Source organism: Mesorhizobium sp. WSM4807 (assembly GCF_055811615.1).
Genome location: NZ_JBVVQY010000001.1, coordinates 305,635 through 326,691, shown reverse-complemented (window position 1 = coordinate 326,691; position 21,057 = coordinate 305,635). Strand labels below are relative to the sequence as shown.

Below are 21,057 nucleotides of genomic sequence, written 5' to 3'. Positions count from 1 at the left end.
ATCAGCTCACGCGCAGAACGAGGCCGCGGCTCGGCACGGTGTCCGCCTCGCCCGGCATGGAGACATAGGGCGACGTCTCCTCGGCACGCGTGACGACGCGCTTCGCCTCGAAGTGGCGATCCGTGCGGAAAAGCCGGCGCCTATAAGCACTGAGCTTGAGTCCGTACGTCAGATCGAGAACCGCTCTAGGGTTACTGAGGATAACATCCTATTCACTTTTCCTGAAACTTGTCTAGCGTTTCCCCTGGAGTCTACACGTTCGAGACTGTTTTTCTATGACGAGGGCACAATATGCAAATAAACGAAATCAAGGAGAAAAAGCAGAAGATTATCGAAAGGTTCGGCCCCTGGACGGCAGGTTCCATCCATCTGGCCGATCAAATTGACACGTTCGATGAGCCGCACTGGGACGCCCGATTGAGGCGCTTCGTGCAGATCGCTGCAGATCTTGCGGGGAAGCCGTTGGAGAAGCTTCGCGTTCTGGACCTGGCGTGTCTCGAGGGGCAATACGGGATCGAGTTCGCGCTCCATGGGGCCGACGTGCTCGCCATCGAGGGTCGGGAGGCGAACCTTGAGAAGGTGCACTTCGCTAAGGAGGTACTCTCCCTGGACAACCTCGAACTCGCCCTAAATGACGTGCGCAACCTCGACGAGGAGCGCCATGGTCGTTTCGATGTTGTTCTATGTTTGGGGATCCTTTATCACTTGGATGCTCCGGATGTCATGGACTTCGTGGAGAGAATCTCGAAGGTTTGCGGAAAGATATCAATAATCGATAGCCATATCAGCCTCAGCGACGAAGCGTCGTACACTTGGAAGGGGAAGACCTACTGGGGCAGGTATGGCAAGGAACACGATACTGATGCGACCTCCGAGGAGAAGCTGGCAGAGCTCTGGAACTCGCTCGACAACCCGAAGGCCTTCCTCTTCACGCGTGCATCGCTCTGCAACCTACTCCGACACGTGGGCTTCACGTCCGTCTACGAGTGCTTGAACCCCTACGAGTATCATAATCCCAACTGGCCGCTGGCTGCAGAAGGGGACAGGCATGTCGTCTGGAGGGATCGCATCACCCTGGTTGCTATCAAAGGGCGGAGTCAGCCACTGCTCTCCTCGCCCATTACGGACGCATCGCCTGAGATCGATCGCCCCGAAAGGCCAGAGTATATCGAGCAGCTCCCGTGCATTCCCGGAGTGTCGCGCAGAAGGTCGAGAGGTCTGCGGTCGCGATTGAGCAGGTTCCTGCCCGGCCCTGTGAAGGCAGTGCTGAGGAGGATAATCCAATGAAATGTCGGACAGACGGCGGCGTTGACGCACCTTCACCGACGGCTGCAAGCCGCCTGACTTCCCCGGAGGCGTAAAGGAGGTCGGCTCTTGGGCACTTTTGATACTGCTGGCGAAGTCGGAAATAAGCCCAGTTCGGGGGCAACATGTTGCTTGTAAACTCGGGCTGTCAATTGTCTAGCCGCGGCCAAATTGGCTTCGCCAGCAGTATCACTTTTGGTGACATCGAGCGCACGGGAACCTTAACGAGGGGAATGGAAGAATGATCAGTTCACGCGCAGAACGAGGCCGCGGCTGGGCACGGTGTCCGCCTCGCCCGGCATGGAGACATAGGGCGACGTCTCCTCGGCACGTGTGACGACGCCCTTCGCCTCGAGGTCGGCGATCCGCGCGGCAAAACCGGCGTCCCACAGCGTGTTCTTGACCGTCAGCACGATTATCCCGCCCGGCCGGCAAATGCGGATCAGTTCGTCGAGCCCCTCGGCACCGACATGGCCCGAGGTGAAGACGCCGGCCGATATGATCCCGGCATAGGCATTATCGGCGAAAGGCAGCGGGCCGCCGAGCGCCAGGCAGTGAAGCGCCGAATAGACACCCTTACGCTCCGCTTTGGCCAGCATGCCCGCCGAGATGTCGAGTGCCTCGACCTGCGGATAGCCCGCGATCTTCAGCCACTCGCCGATGAGCCCGGTGCCGGCACCGGCATCGAGGAGCGGTGCCGCGCCGAGCGGCAAGTGGCGGGCAAGCAGGGCGAGGCAGATGGTCGGATGGCGATAACCGGCCGCCGACATGTCGGCGTCGTAGGTGTCGGACCAGCGGTCGTAGAGCGCCGCCACTTCTTCAGGCCGCTTCGCTGCATAGGCCGCGGCGAGCGCGCCTTCATTTTTCCTGTCCGCCATCGCAGTCCCGTCCGCAAAATCAAAGTGCAGCAGCGTCCTTCCGCGTCCGACAGGACCGTGCGGCGCTGGAGTGAATCGCATGCCGCCGATGATAGCCAAACGGCGAAATTTGTGGAACCGTCGTGGCCACAAATAAAGACGCAAAGAGGGCGGAAGCGATGGTGGACGAGGAAGCACGTGCGGCGCTTGCAGCCATTCCGGGGCTGGCCGGTTACGAGGGACCCTTGGAGCGGCTTGGCGGCCTCACCAACCTCGTCTTCAGGGCTGGAGATGTCTGCCTGCGGATTCCCGGCAAAGGCACCGAGGAGTATATCAATCGCGCCAACGAGGCGGTGGCGGCGCGGGAAGCCGCCAAGGCCGGCGTCAGCCCCGAGCTGCTGCATGTCGACGGCGAGACAGGCGTGATGGTGACGCGTTTCGTCGTCGGCGCCGAGACGATGTCGCCGGAAAAGTTCAAGACCCGGCCGGGTAGTCCGGCGCGCGCCGGCAAGGCCTTCCGCAGGCTGCATACATCCGGCGCGGTGTTTCCCTTCCGCTTCGAGCTTTTTGCGATGATCGACGATTATCTGAAGGTGTTGTCGACCAAGGACGTCGCCCTGCCCGCCGGCTACCACGACGTCGTACGCGAGGCGGAAACCGTGCGCTCGGCGCTTGCCGCGCATCCCCTGCCTCTCGTCGCCTGCCACTGCGATCCGCTGTGCGAAAACTTCCTCGATACGGGCGACAGGATGTGGATCGTCGACTGGGAATATTCCGGCATGAACGATCCGCTCTGGGATCTCGGCGACCTCAGCGTCGAAGGACAGTTTGATACGGCGCAGGAGGAAGAGATGATGGGCGCTTATTTCGGTGGCGAGCCGACACCGGCGGCGCGCGGCCGCATCGTCATCTACAAGGCGATGTGCGATCTCTTGTGGACGCTGTGGGGGCTGATCCAGCTTGCCAACAGCAATCCGGTCGACGATTTCCGCGCCTATGCCGACGGTCGCTTTTCACGCTGCAGGACGCTAATGGAGACGGCCGACTTCACAAGGCATCTGGCGGCGGTGCGCGCAGGTTAGCACAAAAATCTGAACTTTAAAGGTACCAGAAATCTGGACTCTAGTTGACGCCTTTCGGCACGTTTTCGGGCGGCACCGTGTCAACCACTTTCTGGCGATGGAAGATGAACAGGCCGGCCAGCACGATGATGCCCGAGCCGATCAGGATGCGCGGGCCGGGCATGTCGCCGAAGAAGGCCAGCCCGAAGATGACGGCCCACAGCAGCAGGCTGTAATGCAGCGGCGCCAGCGTCGAGGCGGGCGCCAGCTTGAGCGCCCTGGTGATCATCAGATGCGCGCCGCAGGAGACGATGCCAAGAAGCAGCATGGCGCCGAAATCGAGCGAGGACGGCGTCTGCCAGTTGCCGATGGTGAGAAACCCGCCGACCAGCAATGTGCCGATGGTTTGCCAGGTGACCAACGAGGTGTCGCTGGTGCCACGCAACCGCCGGTTGAGGATAATGGCGAAGGCGAATGAAATGCTGCCGGCCAGCGCGAAGGTCGATGACAGCGAAAACGCGGCCGAGGACGGTTTGAGCATGATCAGCACGCCGCAAAAGCCGACCAGGATCGCCATCCAGCGACGCCAGCCGACCTTTTCGCCGAGCAACAGGTGGGACAGCGCCGCCACGTAGATCGGTCCGGCCATGTAGAAGCTCATGACGTCGGCGAGCGGCAGGTAGACGACGGCGGCATAGAACAGCGCCGTGTCGAGGGTGGTCATGACGACGCGCAAGACCTGCAGTTCCAGGCGCTCCATGCGGAACAGTTTGGCCGCACCTTGACGCGCGACCATCGGGCCGAGCACGAAAAAGGCGCCCATGGAACGGATCAGCACGACCTGGCCGACGGAAAAGCTGGTGACCAGCCATTTGCCCATCGCATCGTTCAACGCAAACAGGAAATCGCCGGCCAGCATCAGCAGAATGCCGGCCAAAAGCACGTTCCTGATCGTCGAATTCTGGGCTGGTGGCTGTGCCATGCCGATGTCGCTTCCTCCCGCATGCAAACTCGGTAAGCAGCGTCGTAGACGCAAGCAGCCGCTTTGACGAGCGGAAAACGGGAAGCCGGCCAGACCAGGGGCCGGAAATCGGCTGGGCCTGTACGGAAGATCGGAACGGCTTACTTTGGCCGTGGCCGAATGATGACCGGACGATAGATCACCGGCCGGTCCCAGGGATCGAAAACCGACGCACTTCTCAGCTCAGCGCGGCGCGCCAGGTCGATGCGCTGCAGACATTCGGCGAAGGCATCATTTTTTCTGACGAAGCCGTAGGACCGGCATTTCGCCTCGTCCGCGGCACGACGGTCTTCGGCCGTCATGCAGCCTGCACAGGTCGCCGCCAACGCGACCACCGTCGCCGTCTTGTACCACATGGTGGCCTCCTCGACATAAAACTAGAGATTGATTGTAGACTTGCGGTCAGGACCTATCAATCTGATCGACGCGCGGCCTGATGCAGGTCCAACGTCCTATTGTGCTTGCCAATTATTGGTCATGAAGTGGCAGGCGATGTCTGCGGTTCACTGTTCCCGGCCGCCCAGCGATCGAAAGCCGCGTTTCCTGCCTGGCCCGCTCGGCCACCACCTTGCCCCTGGCGATGACGCAGAGGCGCTCGGGACGCAGACGCAAGGCCTCGACCGGATCGCCGGCATCGAGGACGACGAGACTGGCGCGCTTGCCGACCGCCAGGCCGAGATGGTCGAGGCCCATGATGGCAGCGTTGACGTTGGTGACCATGTCGAAGCAGCGTGCCATGTCGGCCGGGCTCGACATCTGGGCGACGTGAAGGCCCATGAAGGCGACGTCGAGCATGTCGGCGGTGCCCAGCGAATACCAGGGGTCAAGCACGCAATCCTGACCCCAACCGACGCGGATGCCGTGGGCAAGCATTTCCTTGACCCGCGTCAGGCCGCGGCGTTTGGGGAATGTATCGTGGCGGCCCTGCAGCATGATGTTGATCAGTGGATTGGGGATCGCCGAGACGCCTGCCTCGGCGATCAGCGGCAACAGCTTCGAGACATAGTAATTGTCCATCGAGTGCATCGAAGTGAGATGCGAGCCGGCGACCCTGCCCTGCAGGCCGAGACGTTGCGTCTCATAGGCCAGTTGTTCGATATGGCGCGACAGAGGATCATCGGTCTCGTCGCAATGCAGGTCGACCATGAGGCCGCGCTTTGCCGCGATTTCGCACAGTTCCGTCACCGAACGCGTTCCGTCGGCCATGGTGCGCTCGAAATGCGGAATGCCGCCGACGATGTCTACACCCATGTCGAGCGCCCGGATGGTGTTATCGCGCGCCGTCGGCGAGCGATAAAACCCATCCTGCGGGAAGGCGACCAGTTGCAGGTCGATATAGGGCGCGACCGTCTTCTTCACATCGAGCAGGGCTTCGACCGCCAGCAACCTGGTATCGCAGACATCGACATGGGTGCGGATGGCGAGCAGGCCCATTGTGACAGCCCAGTCGCAATAGGCGAGCGCGCGCTCGCGCACCGCTTCGTGCGTCAACAGCGGCTTCAGCTCGCCCCACAGCGAAATGCCTTCCAGAAGCGTGCCCGACGTGTTGATGCGCGGGATGCCCAGGGAGAGCGTGGCGTCCATGTGAAAATGCGGATCGACGAAAGGCGGCGAGATCAGATTGCCATGGGCGTCGATCGCCGTGCCCGCGCTAACGTTCAGCTCCGGCTCGATGGCCGCGATCGTCTCGCCGATGATGCCGATATCGGCGATCCTGCCGTCGGGCAGCGTGCCGCCGCGGACGATAAGGTCAAAATCCATCTAAAGCCACCTCGTTCAAAAAGCCGGAACCTTCAGCCGCGGCTCTCCCTTCTCCCCCTGTGGGAGAAGGTGGCCGCCCACGGGTCTTGCCTCCGGCAAGCCCGAGGACAGGCTCCGCGGCCGGATGAGGGGTGCTCCAGCTTGCCACCGGCAGCACTCCGTCCAGCACCCCTCAACCGTCTTGGCGCTACGCGCCGATCCACCTTCTCCCACAAGGGGAGAAGGAAAAGCGAACCTATTCCGGCACGTACCTTACTGCACCCTTGGCAGCACTGGTCGCCAGTGACGCATAGGCGCGCAAGGCCATCGTCACCTTGCGCTTGCGCTTTTCCTGTGGCTTCCAGGCGGCAGCTCCCTTGGCCTCCATCGCTGCGCGGCGGTTGGCCAGTTCGGCATCATCGACGGCAAGCCGGATGGTGCGGTTCGGGATATCGATCTCGATCGTGTCGCCCTCATGCACCAGCCCGATCAGCCCGCCTTCCGCCGCCTCGGGAGAGGCATGGCCGATCGACAGGCCCGAAGTGCCGCCGGAAAAGCGACCGTCGGTGACCAGCGCGCAGGCTTTGCCGAGGCCCTTCGATTTCAAATAGCTGGTCGGGTAGAGCATTTCCTGCATGCCGGGGCCGCCGCGCGGCCCTTCGTAGCGGATGACGACGACATCGCCGGCCTTGATCTCGTTGGACAGGATCGCCTTGACGCTGGCGTCCTGGCTTTCGAACACCCTGGCCGGGCCGGTGAATTTCAAGATCGATTCATCGACGCCCGCGGTTTTTACGATGCAGCCGTCCAGTGCCAGATTGCCCTTGAGCACGGCAAGGCCGCCGTCCCTGGAAAAGGGATGCTCCACCGAGCGGATAACGCCGGTTTCGCGGTTCGTGTCGAGATCGTCCCAGCGCCGGTCCTGGCTGAAGGCGACTTGCGTCGGCACGCCGCCTGGTGCCGCAAGGAAGAAATCGCGAACGTTCTGGCTTGAAGTGCGCGAGATATCCCAATGGTCGAGCGCTTCGCCGAGACTTGCGGTGTGCACGGTCGGCAGGTCGCGGTTGATCAGTCCGGCGTTGTCGAGCTGACCGAGGATCGCCATGATGCCGCCGGCGCGGTGGACGTCCTCCATATGGACGTCGGCCTTGGCCGGCGCAACCTTGCACAGCACCGGAACGCGCCGCGACAGCCGGTCGATGTCCTCCATGGTGAAATCGACCTCGCCCTCATGCGCGGCAGCCAGGATGTGCAGCACGGTGTTGGTCGAGCCGCCCATGGCGATGTCGAGCGTCATCGCATTCTCGAAGGCGCCCTTCGAGGCGATGCTGCGCGGCAGCGCCGTGTCGTCGTCCTGCTCGTAGTAGCGCTGGGCGAGATCGACGATCAGATGGCCGGCCTCCACGAACAGCCGCTTGCGGTCGGCATGCGTCGCCAGCGTCGAACCGTTGCCGGGCAGCGAAAGGCCAAGCGCCTCGGTCAGGCAGTTCATCGAATTGGCGGTGAACATGCCCGAGCAGGAGCCGCAGGTCGGGCAAGCCGAGCGCTCGATGGTCTTGACGTCCTCGTCGGAGATCTTGTCGTCAGCGGCAGCGACCATGGCGTCGACCAGATCGAGCGCCTGCGTCTTGCCGGCGAGCACCACTTTGCCGGCTTCCATCGGCCCGCCGGAGACGAAGACTGTCGGGATGTTGAGGCGCAGCGACGCCATCAGCATGCCCGGCGTGATCTTGTCGCAATTGGAGATGCAGACCATGGCGTCGGCGCAGTGGGCATTGACCATGTACTCGACCGAGTCGGCGATCAGCTCGCGCGACGGCAGCGAATAGAGCATGCCGTCATGGCCCATGGCGATGCCGTCGTCGACAGCGATGGTGTTGAACTCCTTGGCCACGCCGCCGGCCTTCTCGATCTCGCGGGCGATCAACTGGCCGAGGTCCTTCAAATGGACATGGCCCGGAACGAACTGGGTGAAGGAATTGACTACGGCGATGATCGGCTTGCCGAAATCGGAATCCTTCATGCCGGTGGCGCGCCACAGGCCGCGGGCGCCGGCCATGTTGCGGCCATGGGTGGTGGTGCGGGAGCGATAGGCAGGCATGAATTTTCCTTGACTGGCCGGCGACGCTCGATGGGAGCGCGGCGGCGCTGAATTCAACCGCAGGCGTTATAGACGCCGACGCCTGGTCTGGCCACAATTTTGCGCCGCGCCAGATTCTTTCGAAAATTTCGATGCCACTGTCGGATTGCGTGCCGAGCAGCCGTCCTTGGGCAAACGGCAAGAGGATGGCAGCATTCTCGGAGCCAGCCGTTTCACCGTGATAGCAACCGAAGACAGCCCGAGGAGCAAGCAAATGCAAAAGATCACCCCCTGCCTGTGGTTCGACGACCAAGCCGAGGAGGCCATGAACCACTACATCTCCATCTTCAAGAACTCGAAGGTGCTGAGCGTGATGCGCTGGCCCAAGGGCAGCGGCGATAATGAGGGCAAGGTGCTGGTGACCTATTTCGAGCTCGACGGCGTGCAGTTCCAGGCGCTCAACGGCGGGCCGCAATTCAAGTTCACCGAGGCAGTCTCGCTGTCCATTGACTGCAAGACGCAGGAGGAGGTCGACTATTTCTGGGACAGGCTTATCGAGGGCGGTGGCGAGCCCAGCCAGTGCAGCTGGCTGAAGGACAAATTCGGCGTCTCCTGGCAGGTCGTGCCGGAGCAATTGCCGAGGCTGCTGCAGGACCCCGACACGGAAAAGGCCGGCCGTGTCATGCAGGCGATGATGCAGATGACCAAGATCGACATCGCCAAGATCGAAGAGGCAGCCAGGGGGTGAGTGAGCCGTCCGATCTTCCCTTCTCCCCTTGTGGGAGAAGGTGGCCGAGCGAAGCTCGGTCGGATGAGGGGTGTTGGAAGGATCGCTACCTTGAAGAGGTAAACGCCTAGAACCCTTCGACGTTTCACGCCGAGTTTCTTCCAACACCCCTCTTCCGTCTCGGCGCTGCGCGCCGATCCACCTTCCCCCACAAGGGGGGAGGGAGGGCCGCAGCTCAAGCCGCCTTGTCGCGGACCTGATAATCCTTGACCGCCGCAAAACGGATCGCCTTCCAGCGCTCGGCCTCGTAGTTGAGCGAGAAGGCGTGCTGGGCCAGGAACACCGGATCGTGGTCGAGGTCGCGGGCGATGTCGCCGCGATGCGCCTCGATGAAGCGATGCATGTCGGCCTTGTCGTCAGCCGATATCCAGCGACAGACCGAAAAGCGCGACATCTCGAAATCGACGGGCAGCGTGTACTCGAAGCTTAGCCGCTCCTTCAGCACGTCGAGCTGCAGCGCGCCGACGACGCCGACGATGGCCGGTGAACCGTCCTCCGGCGAAAACAATTGCACGACCCCTTCCTCGGCCATCTGGTGCAGCGCTTCCTTCAGCTTCTTGGCCTTCATCGCGTCGCCGAGGCGGACGCGCCGCAGGATTTCCGGCGCGAAATTCGGTACGCCGCGGAACAGGATCTCCTCGCCCTCGGTCAGTGTGTCGCCGATGCGCAGCGTGCCGTGGTTGGGGATGCCGACGACGTCGCCGGCAAAGGCCTCGTCGGCGGTGACGCGGGTGCGGGCGAAGAAGAATTGCGGCGCCGACAGGCTCATCGGCTTTCCCGTGCGCACCAGTTTGGCTTTCATGCCGCGCTCGAGCTTGCCCGAGCAGACGCGGACGAAGGCGATACGGTCGCGGTGGTTGGGATCCATGTTGGCCTGGATCTTGAAGACGAAGGAGGTCATCTTGTCCTCGGTCGCCTCGACCTTGCGGGTGTCGGCGTCCTGCGCGCGCGGCGGCGGCCCGTAGGCGCCAAGCGCCTCGATCAGATCGCGCACGCCGTAATTGCGCAGCGCCGAACCGAAATAGACCGGCGTCAGATGGCCCTCGCGAAACGAGTCGACGTCGAGCGGCCGGCAGGCCTCGCGCGCCAGCTCGAGTTCCTCGATGAAGGCTTCGCGCTCGTTCTCCGGCAACAGACCGGCAACGCGGTTGGAATCCGGACCGTTGACCGGCGTGCGTTCCTTCTCCGCGTCGCCCTTTCGCACGGCGTTCAGCGCCAGGTGGTAGGTGCCTGAAAAGGTTTTGCCGCGGCCGATCGGCCAGGTGATCGGCGCGGTGTCCAGCGCCAGCTTCTGCTCGATCTCATCGAGGATCTCGAACGGGTCGCGGCTTTCGCGGTCCATCTTGTTGACGAAGGTGATGATCGGGATATCGCGCAGCCGGCAGACCTCGAACAGTTTTAGCGTGCGCGGCTCGATGCCCTTGGCGGCGTCGATGACCATGACCGCCGCGTCGACTGCCGACAGCGTGCGATAGGTATCGTCGGCGAAATCCTCGTGGCCGGGCGTGTCGAGCAAATTGAAGACATTGTCCTCATACTCGAAGGTCATCACCGAGGTGACGACCGAGATGCCGCGCTCGCGCTCGATCTTCATCCAGTCCGACCGGGTCTGGATGCGATCCTTCTTGGCCTTGACCTCGCCGGCAAGCTGGATAGCGCCGCCGAACAGCAGCAGCTTTTCGGTCAGGGTCGTCTTGCCGGCGTCCGGATGCGCGATGATCGCGAAAGTGCGGCGGCGCGCCACCGCGTTCGTGATGTCTTCAGCCAATTTATGGAATCCCATGTGGTGAGCGGGCTTCTAGCAGCGCTTTTGTAGCCTGTCGAACAGTTTTGGGCAGTTGCCCGGTCTTGAGATAGGGTTGCCGCAACGACATCAGAAGACCCGATTCGACAAAGGACCATCGATGAACGCAGCCAAGCAAGTCATCGTCGTCGGCGCCGGTATCGTCGGTGCTTCCATCGCCTGGCATCTGGCGAGGGCCGGAGCGCGGGTGACGGTCATCGCCGAGAGCGCCGCCGGCGGCGTCGCGACGCCGAATTCCTTTGCCTGGATCAATGCCAGCTGGGGCAATCCAGAAGCGTATTTCCGGCTGCGCACCCGTTCGATGGCCGAATGGACGCGGCTTGCGCATGACGTGCCCGGCATTCCGTTGGAATGGTGCGGCGGCCTGTGCTGGGACCTGCCGCCGGCCGAGTTGGAGGCCTATGCCGTCGAGCATTCTGCCTGGGGCTACGGCATCGAGCGCGTCGACCGCGTGGGAGCCGCACGTATAGAGCCCAATTTGACCGAGCTTCCCGATTTCGCCCTTCACGTCGCTGAGGAGGGCGTGGCCGAGCCGGTCGCGGCCACGCAGACGCTGCTGGCCGACGCCGAGCGGCTTGGCGCGCGGGTGATGACCGGTACGACAGTCACCGCGCTGATACTGACCCATGGCAGGATTACCGGCGTGGATACGTCAGGCGGACGGATTGCCGCCGACGAGGTGGTGATCGCGGCCGGCGCCGGCTCTCCGGCAATCGCTGCGACGGCCGGGATAAAACTGCCGATCGAGACGCCGCCCGGCCTGATCGTCCACTCAGGCCCCTACGAAAGGCTGCTCAACGGCCTGGTGATCGGCGACCGGCAGCATATGCGCCAGACTGCCGAGGGCCGCATCATCGCCGGTTCGGATTTCGGCGGCGCCGATCCGGGCATGGATGCCGCAGCCACCGCCCGCGAGCTGTTTGCGTCGATGAAAACCATGCTGCGCGGTGCCGACGGGCTGGAACTGGATTTCCACACCGTCGGCTACCGGCCGACGCCGATCGACGGCTTTCCGATCATCGGGCGGGCTCAAGGCGTGGGCGGCCTCTATGTCGCGGTCATGCATTCCGGCATCACGCTGGCGCCTGCGGTCGGCCTGTTCGCCGCCCGGGAAATCCTCGACGACGCGCGCGACCCGCTGCTTGCGCCCTATGGGCTTGGCCGCTTCGCTCAATAGCCTGGCGGCCGGCGAAAGCCGCCGGTCAGCGGCGCCATCGCCTTGGCGATGCCAAGCAGCCGCGATTCGGACCAGCGACGGCCGACCAGCTGCAGGCCGATGGGCAGGCCGTCGCGGTCCTGCCCGCAGGGCAGCGACAGTGCCGGGTGGCCGCTATAGTTGAACACCGCGCCATAGGCCGGCAGCAGCCAGTAGCTCTGCTCCCTGTCATCGACCTTGATTGGTGTTCCCGGCTTGCAATGCGGAAAGGCCGTGGTCATGGCGACGGGGCAAAGCAAGACATCGCAACCTTCGAAAAACCGGTCCCAGGCAAGGATTGACTGGTCGCGGCGGGTGAGCGCCTCGAACCAGCGCGAGACCGGTGTCGGTTCTTCTGACGGCTCCGGCTGCACAGCCTCCAGCATCATGCCGATCAGCGCGCTGCCTTGCGTCAGATCGTCATGCAGGTCGAGCGTCGGCAGTCTTGCTTCCTCGACGGCCGCGCCCGCAGATTTGAGTTGCTCGGCCAGACTTTCGACCGCGGCCCTGATCTCGCCGGCTACCGGAAAACCCGGAAAGGCCGGCGCGAAAGCGATGCGCAGGGCCTTGGGATCAACCTCCGACGTGCCCTCGACAGGCACCGGCGCAAGATCGGTGTCGCTGCCATCCGGCCCTGCTATGATCCCCAGGATCAGCGCCAGATCGTCGACGTTGCGGGCCAGCGGACCGATACAGGACATCAGCCGCACGCTGCGCGGCGCACCGGCGGGATCGGGAAAGGCGCCGGCCAGGGAGACGCGATGCTCGGTCGGCTTGAGGCCGTAGACGCCGCAGAAGGAGGCAGGCAGGCGGATCGAATCCTGCATGTCGGTGCCGACCTCGAATGGTGTCATGCCCGCGCAAAGTGCTGCCGCCGCTCCCCCGCTGGAACCGCCGGCGGTGCGCGAGAGATCCCATGGATTATTGGTGCGGCCGAACAGCGGATTGTTCGATTGCCAGTCGCCCAGCTTCGTTGCGACATTTGTCTTGCCGACCAGCACGCCGCCGGCCGCCTTCAACCTGAGAACGACCGGGCTGTCCTGCCGTGCGACATAGTCGGCAAAGGGCGGGAAGCCAACCGTGGTCTTCATCGCAAGTGTTTCGTGCGTGTCCTTCAGCGTGAACGGCACGCCGTGCAGCGGCCCGAGAGCGTCGCCGCGCGCCTGCGCTTCGTCGGCCTTCTTCGCTCGAGTGCGAGCCCCTTCCCTGTCGAGCGTGACGACCGCGTTGACCGCCTCATTGTGCCTGTCGATCTCAGCCAAATGCGCGTCCAGCGCTTCCACGGCGGAAATCTTGCGGTCGCGAATCGCGGCGGCGAGTTCGATAGTCGAGGAAAAGACGAGGTCCATGACGAATGCTCCGGCTTGCTAGCGGCGCCAGCCTCACCAAATGGCGGGCTACGGCGCGTCTTCAAGCCGAGTTCAGCATTCAAGGACAGGTGGTGCTTGATCGGAATTGCGCTGCGAGAGTCTGCTGAGGGGGCGCTGTCCCGCGATGTTGCCGCGATAGCGAGGAATCTACACGGCCAGCGCCAGTCTTACCGGTTCCGGCGCAAACGGACGAATGGTCATGCCGTCTCTGGTAATGGTGACGAAGCTATAGGGCGGGATCGGCTGCCAGTCGCCGCCATCATGGTCGAAAGGCTCCGACATAAGGCATCGCCCGCCGCCATTGCGGAAGACGGAGGTGTAGAGCGTCGGCGCGTGGGCATCGGTCGCATAGCGCACCGCATGGAGCGATTCGCCGTCCGACAAGGCGGCGGTAAGTCTCAGCGCCGGTTCGAAGCCGGCGCGCCGCGAGGCGTCGATCACCCGCGCCGTAGCGCGCGACACCGCGCCTTGCGGATCGCCCGCCAGACCCTCATCGATCATCAGGAGAAAGAAAAGTTCGGAATCGGTGGTGCCTTCGCGCCGATCGAAGACATCGTCGGAGAGCGCATTTTCCAGCGCGCGGCGGATTTTTTCGAAGCCGCCGATCTGGCCGTTGTGCATGAACGACCAGCGGCCGGCAGTGAAGGGATGACAGTTCATGCGGCTGGTGGCGCCGCCGGTCGAGGCGCGCACATGGGCAAGGAACAGGCTGGACCTGATCTGCCGGCACAGGCTCTTCAGATTGGGATCGGACCAGGCCGGCAGGATGTCGCGATAGAGACCCGGTTCGGGCCGATCACAGTACCAGGCGAGACCAAAGCCATCGCCATTGGTCGGCGACTTGGCTTCCTGGGCGCAATGGCTCTGGGCGATCAGCGAATGGCAGGGCGCCGTGACGATGTCTTCGAGGAAAACCGCTTCGCCAAGATAGGCCGCCCACCGGCACATCGCTTAATCTTTCCTCAGGCGCGATCCATGAAAGCCGCAGGCTCCTTGATCGCGTGTGTGCCTCTGTTGTGCGTGCGCTCATAGAGCTCGCGAACGATTCGGCTGGCCGTAGTCTCAAACAGAAACGGCAAGAAAGCGTGAATGAGCGCGGCGAACGCCGCCATGAACAGACGCGAGCAGAACCACGCCGCGAAGGCCATATGGCTGAAATAGGTCTCGCCCACCTTGGCCGGGTGAGAGGTAAAGAGCGTTGCAAGCCGTGTCGTCATGGTAATGCCTCCTACCGGGATAAGCCCCCGATGCTGAGTATTCTGGCACGAGCTTTTGGTTCATTGGTCCCAAATCATCCTTGTGTTTGGCCAAATATTGGGACAAACATCCCACATGCCGCTGGAAATCGATGAGATCGACCGAAGATTGCTGGCCGAGTTGCAACGCGACGGCACATTGTCGGTCGACCAATTGTCAGAAAGAGTGTCGCTGTCGCGCAACGCCTGCTGGCGCCGGGTGAAGCGGTTGGAAGAAGACGGCGTCATCACCGGCCGGGTGGCGCTGGTCGATGCCGACAAACTTGGCCTCGGCCTCTCAGTGTTCATCCTGGTCCGGACCTCCAACCACGATCCGGACTGGCTGCAAAAATTCCGGGCGGCAGTGACCGGTTTTCCCGAGATCACCGGCGTCTACCGCATGTCCGGCGACCTCGATTATGTCTTGCGTGCCCGCGTCGCCGACGTGAAGGCTTATGACCGGCTCTATCAGCGGCTGATCGCCAAGGTGGCGCTGTCGGACGTTTCGGCCTCCTTCGTCATGGAGGAGATCAAGGAGACGACGGTCGTTCCCATCGAACTGCGCTGAAGTGGAACTGCGCTGAAAGAAAGCCGTTGATAGCCTAGCCGCCGAGTTGACCGAATCGGCGTTGACAGCGATAGGATCAGCCTCATGCGCGCAGCACTCTACACTTCCTCTGTCATCGGTCCGGCCGTCGGCTTCGTCAGGTTGCCGCATGGTGAAGGCCTGCCGCTTCCCGCCTACGAAAGCACGGGCGCCGCCGGCATGGATCTGCGCGCCGCGGTGCCGGACGACCGGCCGTTGCTGATCCTCCCGGGAAAACGCGCGCTGGTGCCGACCGGGCTGATCCTGGAGATCCCGGAGGGCGTGGAAGGCCAAGTCCGGCCGCGTTCAGGCCTCGCCTTCAAGCACGGCCTCACCTGTCTCAACACACCGGGCACCATCGACAGCGACTATCGCGGCGAGGTCAAGGTGCTGTTGATCAATCTCGGCGACGAGGATTTCGCGGTGACGCGTGGCATGCGGATCGCCCAGATCGTCTTCGCCCCGGTGACGCAGGCTACGGTCGAGGAGCGGACATTGGCCGGCGGCACGGCGCGCGGATCGGGCGGCTTCGGATCGACCGGCACGGCCTGATGTCCCTACCCAAACTCGTCATCTTCGATTGCGACGGGGTTCTGGTCGACACCGAGAACCCGGCCAATCGGCGCCTCGCCGAATGGCTCAGTGCTGCCGGCTATCCGGCGAGCTTCGAATATTGCCGCAAGAATTTCTCCGGCCGCAGCATGGTCTCGGTGCAGAAGGAAGTCGAGGCGACCGGCGTCAGCCTCGGTGCCGATTTCGTCGAGCGTTGGAATGCCGGCCTGCCGGACCTGTTCGCGCATGGCGTCGAAGCCGTCCCCTATGTCAGGGAGTTCATCGAAGCCGTACACGCGGCCGGCATCGCAACTTGCGTCGCTTCATCGGCACGGGCGTCTAAAATGCACATCACGCTCGGCGAGACCGGGCTGCTGCCGCTGTTCGAGCATGCGCTGTTCAGCTCGACCATGGTCTCGCGCGGCAAGCCGTTTCCCGACCTGTTCCTGCATGCCGCAGGCACGATGGGCTTCGCGCCCGCCGACTGCATCGTCATCGAGGACAGCGTCGCCGGGACATTAGCCGGCATTGCCGCCGGCATGCGCGTTTATTCCTATCACGGCGACCCGCATTCTGACCGCGACGGCCTGACCGAGGCCGGCGGCATCTTGTTCGACGACATGCGCGAACTTGCCGGGCTGGTGCCGATCCACTGATCTAATCTTCAGGCTTGTTATCCGGCTGTACGCCTCGGTCGTCCGTGCTAGCTTGCGGACGCTCGACCGTGGGAGGCGCCAGCGTATGAATTCCATCCTGCTTCGCTTCGTCCTCGCCTGTTTGCTGCTGCCGTGCCTGTGGTCGACGGCCGGCGCGCAAGACGGCAGCTTCCCGGACCTTGGCAGCGCCGTTCCCGGCCACCAGGACACGACCTATTTCGACCTCGCCAGGATGGTCATTCCCGATCTGGCGGCGGACAAGGACGGCTTCTACCGGGGTTCTATGCCGATCGAGATGCGCCATATCGAGGGTCCGGATAGCGGAGGCTCGCCGCCCGAAACGTCGGGCTTTTCCGATGCTGGCGCGCTCCAGATCAGGGCCGGCGGCAAGGAGCGGCTGGCCATGCTGTTCGACCTCGGCAGTTCCTCCGACAGCGCCGAGGGTTTTGCGGTGCTGGCGCTCTACGATCTTGCCGGCAAGCCGAGACTGCTCGACGCTGTCAATGTCGCCGTCGACCGGAGCACCTCTTTCCGCGACCCGGGCAAGCTGCCGATCGGGCCCAGCGATGACGCCATCATCACCCTGAGCACGCATTTCAATTCGAGCCAGGGCTATGTGAGCACGCCGCTGATCCTGGTCCGCGACGACAGGTTCGAGTTGATCGACCTGATCTATACGTTCGACGAGTCCCTGTGCGCCTACAGGCGCACGCAGGAGTTGGCGTTTCAGACCGTTGCGGACGGGCAGCCCTATGCGGCCATCAAGGCGACGGTGACCGATGCCACCGTGCCGAATGGCGAAAGCTGCGACGAACCGGCGCCCGAGGCTTCCTCGCGCGACATCTCCGTCACCTACCATTGGGACGGGACCGCATACGTCAAGGGGTCCGACGCACTGGACACATTGGCAGGAGAGAACGCCAATCGCTTCTGAACCAATCGCATTCGTTTGCCCGTCGGGCAGTGGCGGGATAAAATGCGCTTCGCACTCTGGGGAGCATCCATGGACAAGGGCAAAATCTTTCGCGACCTGCACAGTTCGATCTTCGTCATGCCCAACCCCTGGGACGTCGGCACGACGAAACTGCTGGCCTCCTTCGGTTTCAAGGCGTTGGCGACGACCAGCGCCGGCTTTGCCTTTTCGCGCGGGCTGCCCGACGGCGCGGTGACTTTCGAGGCGATGATCCACCACTGCCGCGACGTGACGGCGGCGACCGGCCTGCCGGTCTCGGCCGATCTCGAGAAGGGCAAGGGCGACAGCGCGACGAGCGCCGCCGAGACCGTCTTTGCAGCCGAGGCGGCAGGCCTCGCCGGCTGCTCGATCGAGGACCACACCGGCGAGCCCGACAAGCCGATCTATGATTTTTCGCATGCTGTCGAGCGCGTCGCCGCTGCAGCGGAGGCGGCACGGGCGCTGAAGCACGATTTCGTCTTCACCGCGCGGGCCGAGAATTTTCTGTGGGGCAGGCCCGACATCGACGACACGATCAAGCGGCTGCAGGCCTTCGAGAAGGCCGGCGCCGACGTGCTCTATGCGCCGGGCATCAGTGACATCGAGACGGTGCAGACCGTCTGCTCGGCGCTGACCAAGCCGGTCAACGTCATGGTGAGGCCCGGCTTCACCATCGCCGATCTTGCCCTGGCGGGGGTCAAGCGCATTTCGCTCGGGCCCTGGCTCACCAATTTCGCCTTCGGCATGCTGGAGACGGCGGCGCGCGAGATCCAGCAGGACGGCACCTTCGGCTTCACCAGCACCGCCATGCCGTTCGGCAAGCTGCAGGCGCTGTTTGCCGAACCCAAAGCATGACGCTCACCGTCGTCGACATGCACACCGGCGGCGAGCCGCTGCGGATCGTCACCGGCGGTTATCCCAAGATCCCCGCAGGCACCATTCTCGAAAAGCGTGCCTATGTGCGCGACCACCTCGATCATCTCAGGAAGATCCTGATGTTCGAGCCGCGCGGCCATTACGACATGTATGGCGCGCTGCTGGTGGAACCCGACCTGCCCGGCGCCGACCTCGCCGTGCTGTTCATGCACAATGAGGGCTATTCGACGATGTGCGGCCACGCCATCGTCGCGCTCGGCCGCTACGCCTTCGACGAAGGGCTGGTGACGCGGCAGGAGCCGCTGACGACAGTCAACATCGAAGCGCCGTGCGGGCTGGTCGTCGCCTCGGTCGAGGTGCAGGACGGCAAGGCCGGTGCGGTGTCGTTCGAAAGCGTGCCGGCCTTTCTGTTCGCCCGCGACCAGGAGGTCGAATTGCCGGGCTTCGGGGCGATCGGCTTCGACATCGCCTATGGCGGCGCCTTCTATGCGCTCGCCGATTGCCGCCAGTTCGGGCTGGAATTCGGCAAAAACCGCGTGCGCGACTTCGTCGATGCGGCGACGGCGCTGACCGGGAAACTGAAGGCCGAGTTCCCGCTGTCGCATCCCGACCATGCCGACCTTGCCTTTCTCTACGGCACCATCCTGACCGACGGACAGGACGTATTTTCCGATTCCCCGACCAAGAACATCTGCGTCTTCGCCGAGGCCGAGGTCGACCGTTCGCCGACCGGCTCGGGCGTCACCGCGCGGCTGGCGGCAATGCATGCCAAGGGCGAAATCGCCGGCCAGACGCGGCTGTTCGAGAGTATCGCCGGCTCGCGCTTTTCCGGCAGCGTGGCGAGGACCGCAAAAGCCGGGCCGCATGACGCCATCATCGCCCACGTCGGCGGCCGCGCCTTCTACTGCGGCCGGGCCGAATTCATCGTCGAACCCGACGACGAGCTGGGACGCGGTTTTCTCTTACGCTAGCGCCGGGCCCAACAAACGGAACGGAGCGCAACGTTTGGCTACGCACCGGAAGCACCGGACACCGCCATTCGCACGCCGGCGTCACCTGAGCATCAGCACTCCTAAGCCGCTTCCCGCGCCGAGATCGCCTTGTGCAGGTGCACCATCATGGCGGCGGCGAACAGCGGCGTCAGAAGGTTGAGCAGCGGCACGGCGAGGAAGCCAGCGACAACCAGCCCGGCGAGGAACACGGTGACCGCATGTTTTTTGCGCAACGCCCGTGCCTCGGCCTCCGGGCGAAAGCGCATAGCGGCGAATTCGAAGAATTCGCGCCCCAGCAGATAGCCGTTGACGATGAAGAAGGCGGCGATGTTGATGCCCGGCACCAGCAGAAGCAGCAAGGCGACGATGTTGCCGAGGATGACGACACCGAAGAATCTTATCGCCAGCACCATCGAGCGCAGTGCCGGCACGGCGCGACCGGGCGGGTCGTTGGGATAGTCGGTGCGCTCGACCACTTCGGCGACGTCGTCGAGAAACAGGCCGGCGATGATCGCCGTCACCGGCGCGATCAGCAGCGCCAGACCCAGCGCGAGACCGATCCCGGCGACGATGAAGCCCAGCCATCCGGCCCAGGACGGCAGGCTGGGCAGCCATGCGTCGATCCATGGCCAGGCCAGCCATTCGAACAGGCCCTCGATTGCGAACCACAGCGCGGCGAGCGCCAGCAAGGTCAGGCCCAGCGTCTTCACGAACACCGAGCGGAATTCGGGCGAGAACAACCGGCTAGCGGCGGCGCGGGCGGCGCTGGAGATCACGGCGTTTCCAATTCCAGGGCTGGTAGTTTCGAGGCAGGCGGAGACAGGACAAAGCACGCACAGCGCGATGCGGTGCATCTGCCGTTCGACCAGATTAATAGATCCCGACCCTAGGCAAAGCCGCATCAAATCGCTAGACCCGCCCGCGGCCGGCGTGGCAGAAAGCCGGTGGTTTTCGCGGAGACATCATTGATGCCGAACTATGACGTGCTTTGTATCGGTAATGCCATCGTCGACATCATCGCGCAGTGCGACGAGGCATTCCTGGAGACGAACGGCATCATCAAGGGCGCGATGAACCTGATCGACACGAGGCGCGCCGAGCTGCTCTACCGCCGCATGGGCCCGGCGATCGAAGCCTCCGGCGGCAGCGCCGGCAACACGGCGGCGGGTGTCGCCAGCTTCGGCGGACGCGCCGCCTTCTTCGGCAAGGTCTCGAACGATGCGCTCGGCGAAATCTACGCCCATGACATCCATGCGCAGGGCGTCGCCTTTGACACCAAGCCGCTCAATGGCGAGCCACCGACGGCGCGCTCGATGATCTTCGTTACCCCAGACGGCGAGCGCTCGATGAACACCTATCTCGGCGCCTGCATCGAGCTCGGGCCGGAAGATGTAGAGGCCGACAAGGCGTCCGGTGCGGCGGTCACCTATTTCGAAGGGTATCTGTGGGACCCGCCGCGCGCCAAGGAAGCGATCCGGCAGACGGCCAAGCTCGCGCATGCCGCTGGGCGCGAAGTGTCGATGACATTGTCGGATTCGTTCTGCGTCGACCGCTACCGCGAGGAGTTTCTGGACCTAATGCGCTCGGGCACCGTCGACATCGTCTTTGCCAACAGCCACGAGATCAAGGCGCTCTACCAGACCGCCTCGTTCGACGAGGCGCTGGCCCAGATCCGCAAGGACTGCAAGATCGCCGCCGTCACCCGCTCGGAAATGGGCTCGGTCATCGTGCGCGGCGACGAGACCGTCACCGTCGACGCGACCAAAATCCGGGAGCTGGTCGACACCACCGGCGCCGGCGACCTCTATGCCGCCGGCTTCCTCTACGGCTACACGCAAGGGCGCAGCCTGAAGCATTGCGGCGACCTCGGCTCGCTGGCGGCCGGGCTGGTCATCCAGCAGATCGGGCCAAGGCCTCGGCAGAACTTGCGCCACGAGGCTGAGCAGGCGGGGCTGCTGTAGGGAGGCGGCACCTCTTCCTTCTCCCCT

At 63.6% G+C, this 21,057-nt stretch carries 21 protein-coding genes and 1 pseudogene; 11 read left to right on the top strand and 11 right to left on the bottom strand.

Annotated features, from left to right (window positions below; genetic code table 11):
* Position 1: 1 nt before the first annotated feature.
* Positions 2-135, bottom strand: a pseudogene (locus AC0L3N_RS01530) (class I SAM-dependent DNA methyltransferase); the annotation flags it as partial.
* Between the two features lie 156 nt (positions 136-291).
* On the opposite strand from AC0L3N_RS01530, the gene AC0L3N_RS01525 reads away from it, so the two are divergent.
* Positions 292-1,287, top strand: coding sequence for a class I SAM-dependent methyltransferase (locus AC0L3N_RS01525; protein ID WP_473545055.1), 996 nt, complete (start codon positions 292-294; stop codon positions 1,285-1,287).
* Between the two features lie 263 nt (positions 1,288-1,550).
* Here the strand turns inward: AC0L3N_RS01525 and AC0L3N_RS01520 are convergent, their stop codons facing one another.
* Positions 1,551-2,183 carry a class I SAM-dependent DNA methyltransferase gene (locus AC0L3N_RS01520; protein WP_123147377.1) on the bottom strand — a complete coding sequence of 211 codons (633 nt, stop codon included), beginning with the start codon at positions 2,181-2,183 and terminating at the stop codon, positions 1,551-1,553.
* Positions 2,184-2,341: 158 nt separating this feature from the next.
* Here AC0L3N_RS01520 and AC0L3N_RS01515 point away from each other — a divergent pair, with 158 nt between their 5' ends.
* Positions 2,342-3,244, top strand: a complete 903-nt coding sequence (locus tag AC0L3N_RS01515) for a phosphotransferase (protein ID WP_473545283.1) — start codon at positions 2,342-2,344, stop codon at positions 3,242-3,244.
* Between the two features lie 40 nt (positions 3,245-3,284).
* Here AC0L3N_RS01515 and AC0L3N_RS01510 read toward each other — a convergent pair whose 3' ends face one another.
* From AC0L3N_RS01510 to ilvD, 4 genes are all read right to left on the bottom strand, one after another.
* On the bottom strand, positions 3,285-4,205 hold the full coding sequence (locus AC0L3N_RS01510; protein WP_123146436.1) for a DMT family transporter: 921 nt from the start codon (positions 4,203-4,205) through the stop codon (positions 3,285-3,287).
* Positions 4,206-4,345: 140 nt separating this feature from the next.
* Entirely contained in the window at positions 4,346-4,600 is a 255-nt protein-coding gene (locus tag AC0L3N_RS01505) for a hypothetical protein (protein ID WP_123146435.1), read from the bottom strand.
* A 112-nt stretch (positions 4,601-4,712) separates the two neighbouring features.
* Positions 4,713-6,005 (bottom strand): amidohydrolase family protein, encoded by a 1,293-nt coding sequence (locus AC0L3N_RS01500; RefSeq protein ID WP_473545052.1) that lies wholly within the window; start codon positions 6,003-6,005, stop codon positions 4,713-4,715.
* Positions 6,006-6,240: 235 nt separating this feature from the next.
* The gene (ilvD, locus tag AC0L3N_RS01495; protein ID WP_473545050.1) at positions 6,241-8,085 is read right to left on the bottom strand and encodes a dihydroxy-acid dehydratase; all 1,845 of its coding nucleotides are present in this window, start codon (positions 8,083-8,085) and stop codon (positions 6,241-6,243) included.
* A gap of 253 nt (positions 8,086-8,338) precedes the next feature.
* Between ilvD and AC0L3N_RS01490 the strand changes: the two genes are divergently transcribed.
* Positions 8,339-8,812 carry a VOC family protein gene (locus AC0L3N_RS01490; RefSeq protein WP_077376998.1) on the top strand — a complete coding sequence of 158 codons (474 nt, stop codon included), beginning with the start codon at positions 8,339-8,341 and terminating at the stop codon, positions 8,810-8,812.
* Positions 8,813-9,026: 214 nt separating this feature from the next.
* Here AC0L3N_RS01490 and AC0L3N_RS01485 read toward each other — a convergent pair whose 3' ends face one another.
* Positions 9,027-10,634: a peptide chain release factor 3 gene (locus AC0L3N_RS01485; protein ID WP_473545048.1), complete on the bottom strand. Its 1,608-nt coding sequence runs from the start codon at positions 10,632-10,634 to the stop codon at positions 9,027-9,029.
* A gap of 121 nt (positions 10,635-10,755) precedes the next feature.
* Between AC0L3N_RS01485 and AC0L3N_RS01480 the strand changes: the two genes are divergently transcribed.
* Positions 10,756-11,832, top strand: a complete 1,077-nt coding sequence (locus AC0L3N_RS01480) for an NAD(P)/FAD-dependent oxidoreductase (RefSeq protein WP_473545046.1) — start codon at positions 10,756-10,758, stop codon at positions 11,830-11,832.
* Here the strand turns inward: AC0L3N_RS01480 and AC0L3N_RS01475 are convergent.
* From AC0L3N_RS01475 to AC0L3N_RS01465, 3 genes are all read right to left on the bottom strand, one after another.
* Positions 11,826-13,199, bottom strand: coding sequence for an amidase (locus tag AC0L3N_RS01475; protein ID WP_473545044.1), 1,374 nt, complete (start codon positions 13,197-13,199; stop codon positions 11,826-11,828). The genes AC0L3N_RS01480 and AC0L3N_RS01475 overlap by 7 nt on opposite strands.
* Positions 13,200-13,367: 168 nt before the next feature.
* Positions 13,368-14,168: a class II glutamine amidotransferase gene (locus AC0L3N_RS01470; protein ID WP_473545042.1), complete on the bottom strand. Its 801-nt coding sequence runs from the start codon at positions 14,166-14,168 to the stop codon at positions 13,368-13,370.
* Between the two features lie 14 nt (positions 14,169-14,182).
* Positions 14,183-14,437, bottom strand: a complete 255-nt coding sequence (locus AC0L3N_RS01465) for a DUF6356 family protein (protein ID WP_123146428.1) — start codon at positions 14,435-14,437, stop codon at positions 14,183-14,185.
* Between the two features lie 115 nt (positions 14,438-14,552).
* Between AC0L3N_RS01465 and AC0L3N_RS01460 the strand changes: the two genes are divergently transcribed.
* From AC0L3N_RS01460 to AC0L3N_RS01435, 6 genes are all read left to right on the top strand, one after another.
* Positions 14,553-15,023, top strand: a complete 471-nt coding sequence (locus AC0L3N_RS01460; RefSeq protein WP_095493818.1) for an Lrp/AsnC family transcriptional regulator — start codon at positions 14,553-14,555, stop codon at positions 15,021-15,023.
* 84 nt (positions 15,024-15,107) lie between these two features.
* Positions 15,108-15,593 (top strand): dUTP diphosphatase, encoded by a 486-nt coding sequence (gene dut, locus AC0L3N_RS01455; protein ID WP_473526146.1) that lies wholly within the window; start codon positions 15,108-15,110, stop codon positions 15,591-15,593.
* Entirely contained in the window at positions 15,593-16,249 is a 657-nt protein-coding gene (locus tag AC0L3N_RS01450; RefSeq protein WP_473545040.1) for an HAD family hydrolase, read from the top strand. Before dut ends, AC0L3N_RS01450 begins: the two co-directional genes overlap by 1 nt.
* Positions 16,250-16,334: 85 nt before the next feature.
* Positions 16,335-17,183, top strand: coding sequence for a hypothetical protein (locus tag AC0L3N_RS01445; RefSeq protein WP_473545038.1), 849 nt, complete (start codon positions 16,335-16,337; stop codon positions 17,181-17,183).
* Positions 17,184-17,252: 69 nt separating this feature from the next.
* Positions 17,253-18,056: an isocitrate lyase/PEP mutase family protein gene (locus AC0L3N_RS01440; protein ID WP_473545036.1), complete on the top strand. Its 804-nt coding sequence runs from the start codon at positions 17,253-17,255 to the stop codon at positions 18,054-18,056.
* Positions 18,053-19,048 carry a proline racemase family protein gene (locus AC0L3N_RS01435; RefSeq protein WP_473545034.1) on the top strand — a complete coding sequence of 332 codons (996 nt, stop codon included), beginning with the start codon at positions 18,053-18,055 and terminating at the stop codon, positions 19,046-19,048. The genes AC0L3N_RS01440 and AC0L3N_RS01435 overlap by 4 nt, the downstream gene beginning before the upstream one ends.
* Before the next feature lie 101 nt (positions 19,049-19,149).
* On the opposite strand, the gene AC0L3N_RS01430 is transcribed toward AC0L3N_RS01435, so the two are convergent.
* Positions 19,150-19,845 carry a sulfate transporter family protein gene (locus AC0L3N_RS01430; RefSeq protein ID WP_473545032.1) on the bottom strand — a complete coding sequence of 232 codons (696 nt, stop codon included), beginning with the start codon at positions 19,843-19,845 and terminating at the stop codon, positions 19,150-19,152.
* Positions 19,846-20,037: 192 nt separating this feature from the next.
* Here AC0L3N_RS01430 and AC0L3N_RS01425 point away from each other — a divergent pair, with 192 nt between their 5' ends.
* Positions 20,038-21,030, top strand: a complete 993-nt coding sequence (locus AC0L3N_RS01425) for an adenosine kinase (protein ID WP_473545030.1) — start codon at positions 20,038-20,040, stop codon at positions 21,028-21,030.
* The last annotated feature ends 27 nt before the right edge of the window (positions 21,031-21,057 follow it).

Bases quoted from the DNA above. Each gene is read 5' to 3' on its own strand.
- AC0L3N_RS01525 (WP_473545055.1), top strand. From the start codon at position 292: ATGCAAATAAACGAAATCAAGGAGAAAAAGCAGAAGATTATCGAAAGG.
- AC0L3N_RS01520 (WP_123147377.1), bottom strand. From the start codon at position 2,183: ATGGCGGACAGGAAAAATGAAGGCGCGCTCGCCGCGGCCTATGCAGCG.
- AC0L3N_RS01515 (WP_473545283.1), top strand. From the start codon at position 2,342: ATGGTGGACGAGGAAGCACGTGCGGCGCTTGCAGCCATTCCGGGGCTG.
- AC0L3N_RS01510 (WP_123146436.1), bottom strand. From the start codon at position 4,205: ATGGCACAGCCACCAGCCCAGAATTCGACGATCAGGAACGTGCTTTTG.
- AC0L3N_RS01505 (WP_123146435.1), bottom strand. From the start codon at position 4,600: ATGTGGTACAAGACGGCGACGGTGGTCGCGTTGGCGGCGACCTGTGCA.
- AC0L3N_RS01500 (WP_473545052.1), bottom strand. From the start codon at position 6,005: ATGGATTTTGACCTTATCGTCCGCGGCGGCACGCTGCCCGACGGCAGG.
- ilvD (WP_473545050.1), bottom strand. From the start codon at position 8,085: ATGCCTGCCTATCGCTCCCGCACCACCACCCATGGCCGCAACATGGCC.
- AC0L3N_RS01490 (WP_077376998.1), top strand. From the start codon at position 8,339: ATGCAAAAGATCACCCCCTGCCTGTGGTTCGACGACCAAGCCGAGGAG.
- AC0L3N_RS01485 (WP_473545048.1), bottom strand. From the start codon at position 10,634: ATGGGATTCCATAAATTGGCTGAAGACATCACGAACGCGGTGGCGCGC.
- AC0L3N_RS01480 (WP_473545046.1), top strand. From the start codon at position 10,756: ATGAACGCAGCCAAGCAAGTCATCGTCGTCGGCGCCGGTATCGTCGGT.
- AC0L3N_RS01475 (WP_473545044.1), bottom strand. From the start codon at position 13,199: ATGGACCTCGTCTTTTCCTCGACTATCGAACTCGCCGCCGCGATTCGC.
- AC0L3N_RS01470 (WP_473545042.1), bottom strand. From the start codon at position 14,168: ATGTGCCGGTGGGCGGCCTATCTTGGCGAAGCGGTTTTCCTCGAAGAC.
- AC0L3N_RS01465 (WP_123146428.1), bottom strand. From the start codon at position 14,437: ATGACGACACGGCTTGCAACGCTCTTTACCTCTCACCCGGCCAAGGTG.
- AC0L3N_RS01460 (WP_095493818.1), top strand. From the start codon at position 14,553: ATGCCGCTGGAAATCGATGAGATCGACCGAAGATTGCTGGCCGAGTTG.
- dut (WP_473526146.1), top strand. From the start codon at position 15,108: ATGCGCGCAGCACTCTACACTTCCTCTGTCATCGGTCCGGCCGTCGGC.
- AC0L3N_RS01450 (WP_473545040.1), top strand. From the start codon at position 15,593: ATGTCCCTACCCAAACTCGTCATCTTCGATTGCGACGGGGTTCTGGTC.
- AC0L3N_RS01445 (WP_473545038.1), top strand. From the start codon at position 16,335: ATGAATTCCATCCTGCTTCGCTTCGTCCTCGCCTGTTTGCTGCTGCCG.
- AC0L3N_RS01440 (WP_473545036.1), top strand. From the start codon at position 17,253: ATGGACAAGGGCAAAATCTTTCGCGACCTGCACAGTTCGATCTTCGTC.
- AC0L3N_RS01435 (WP_473545034.1), top strand. From the start codon at position 18,053: ATGACGCTCACCGTCGTCGACATGCACACCGGCGGCGAGCCGCTGCGG.
- AC0L3N_RS01425 (WP_473545030.1), top strand. From the start codon at position 20,038: ATGCCGAACTATGACGTGCTTTGTATCGGTAATGCCATCGTCGACATC.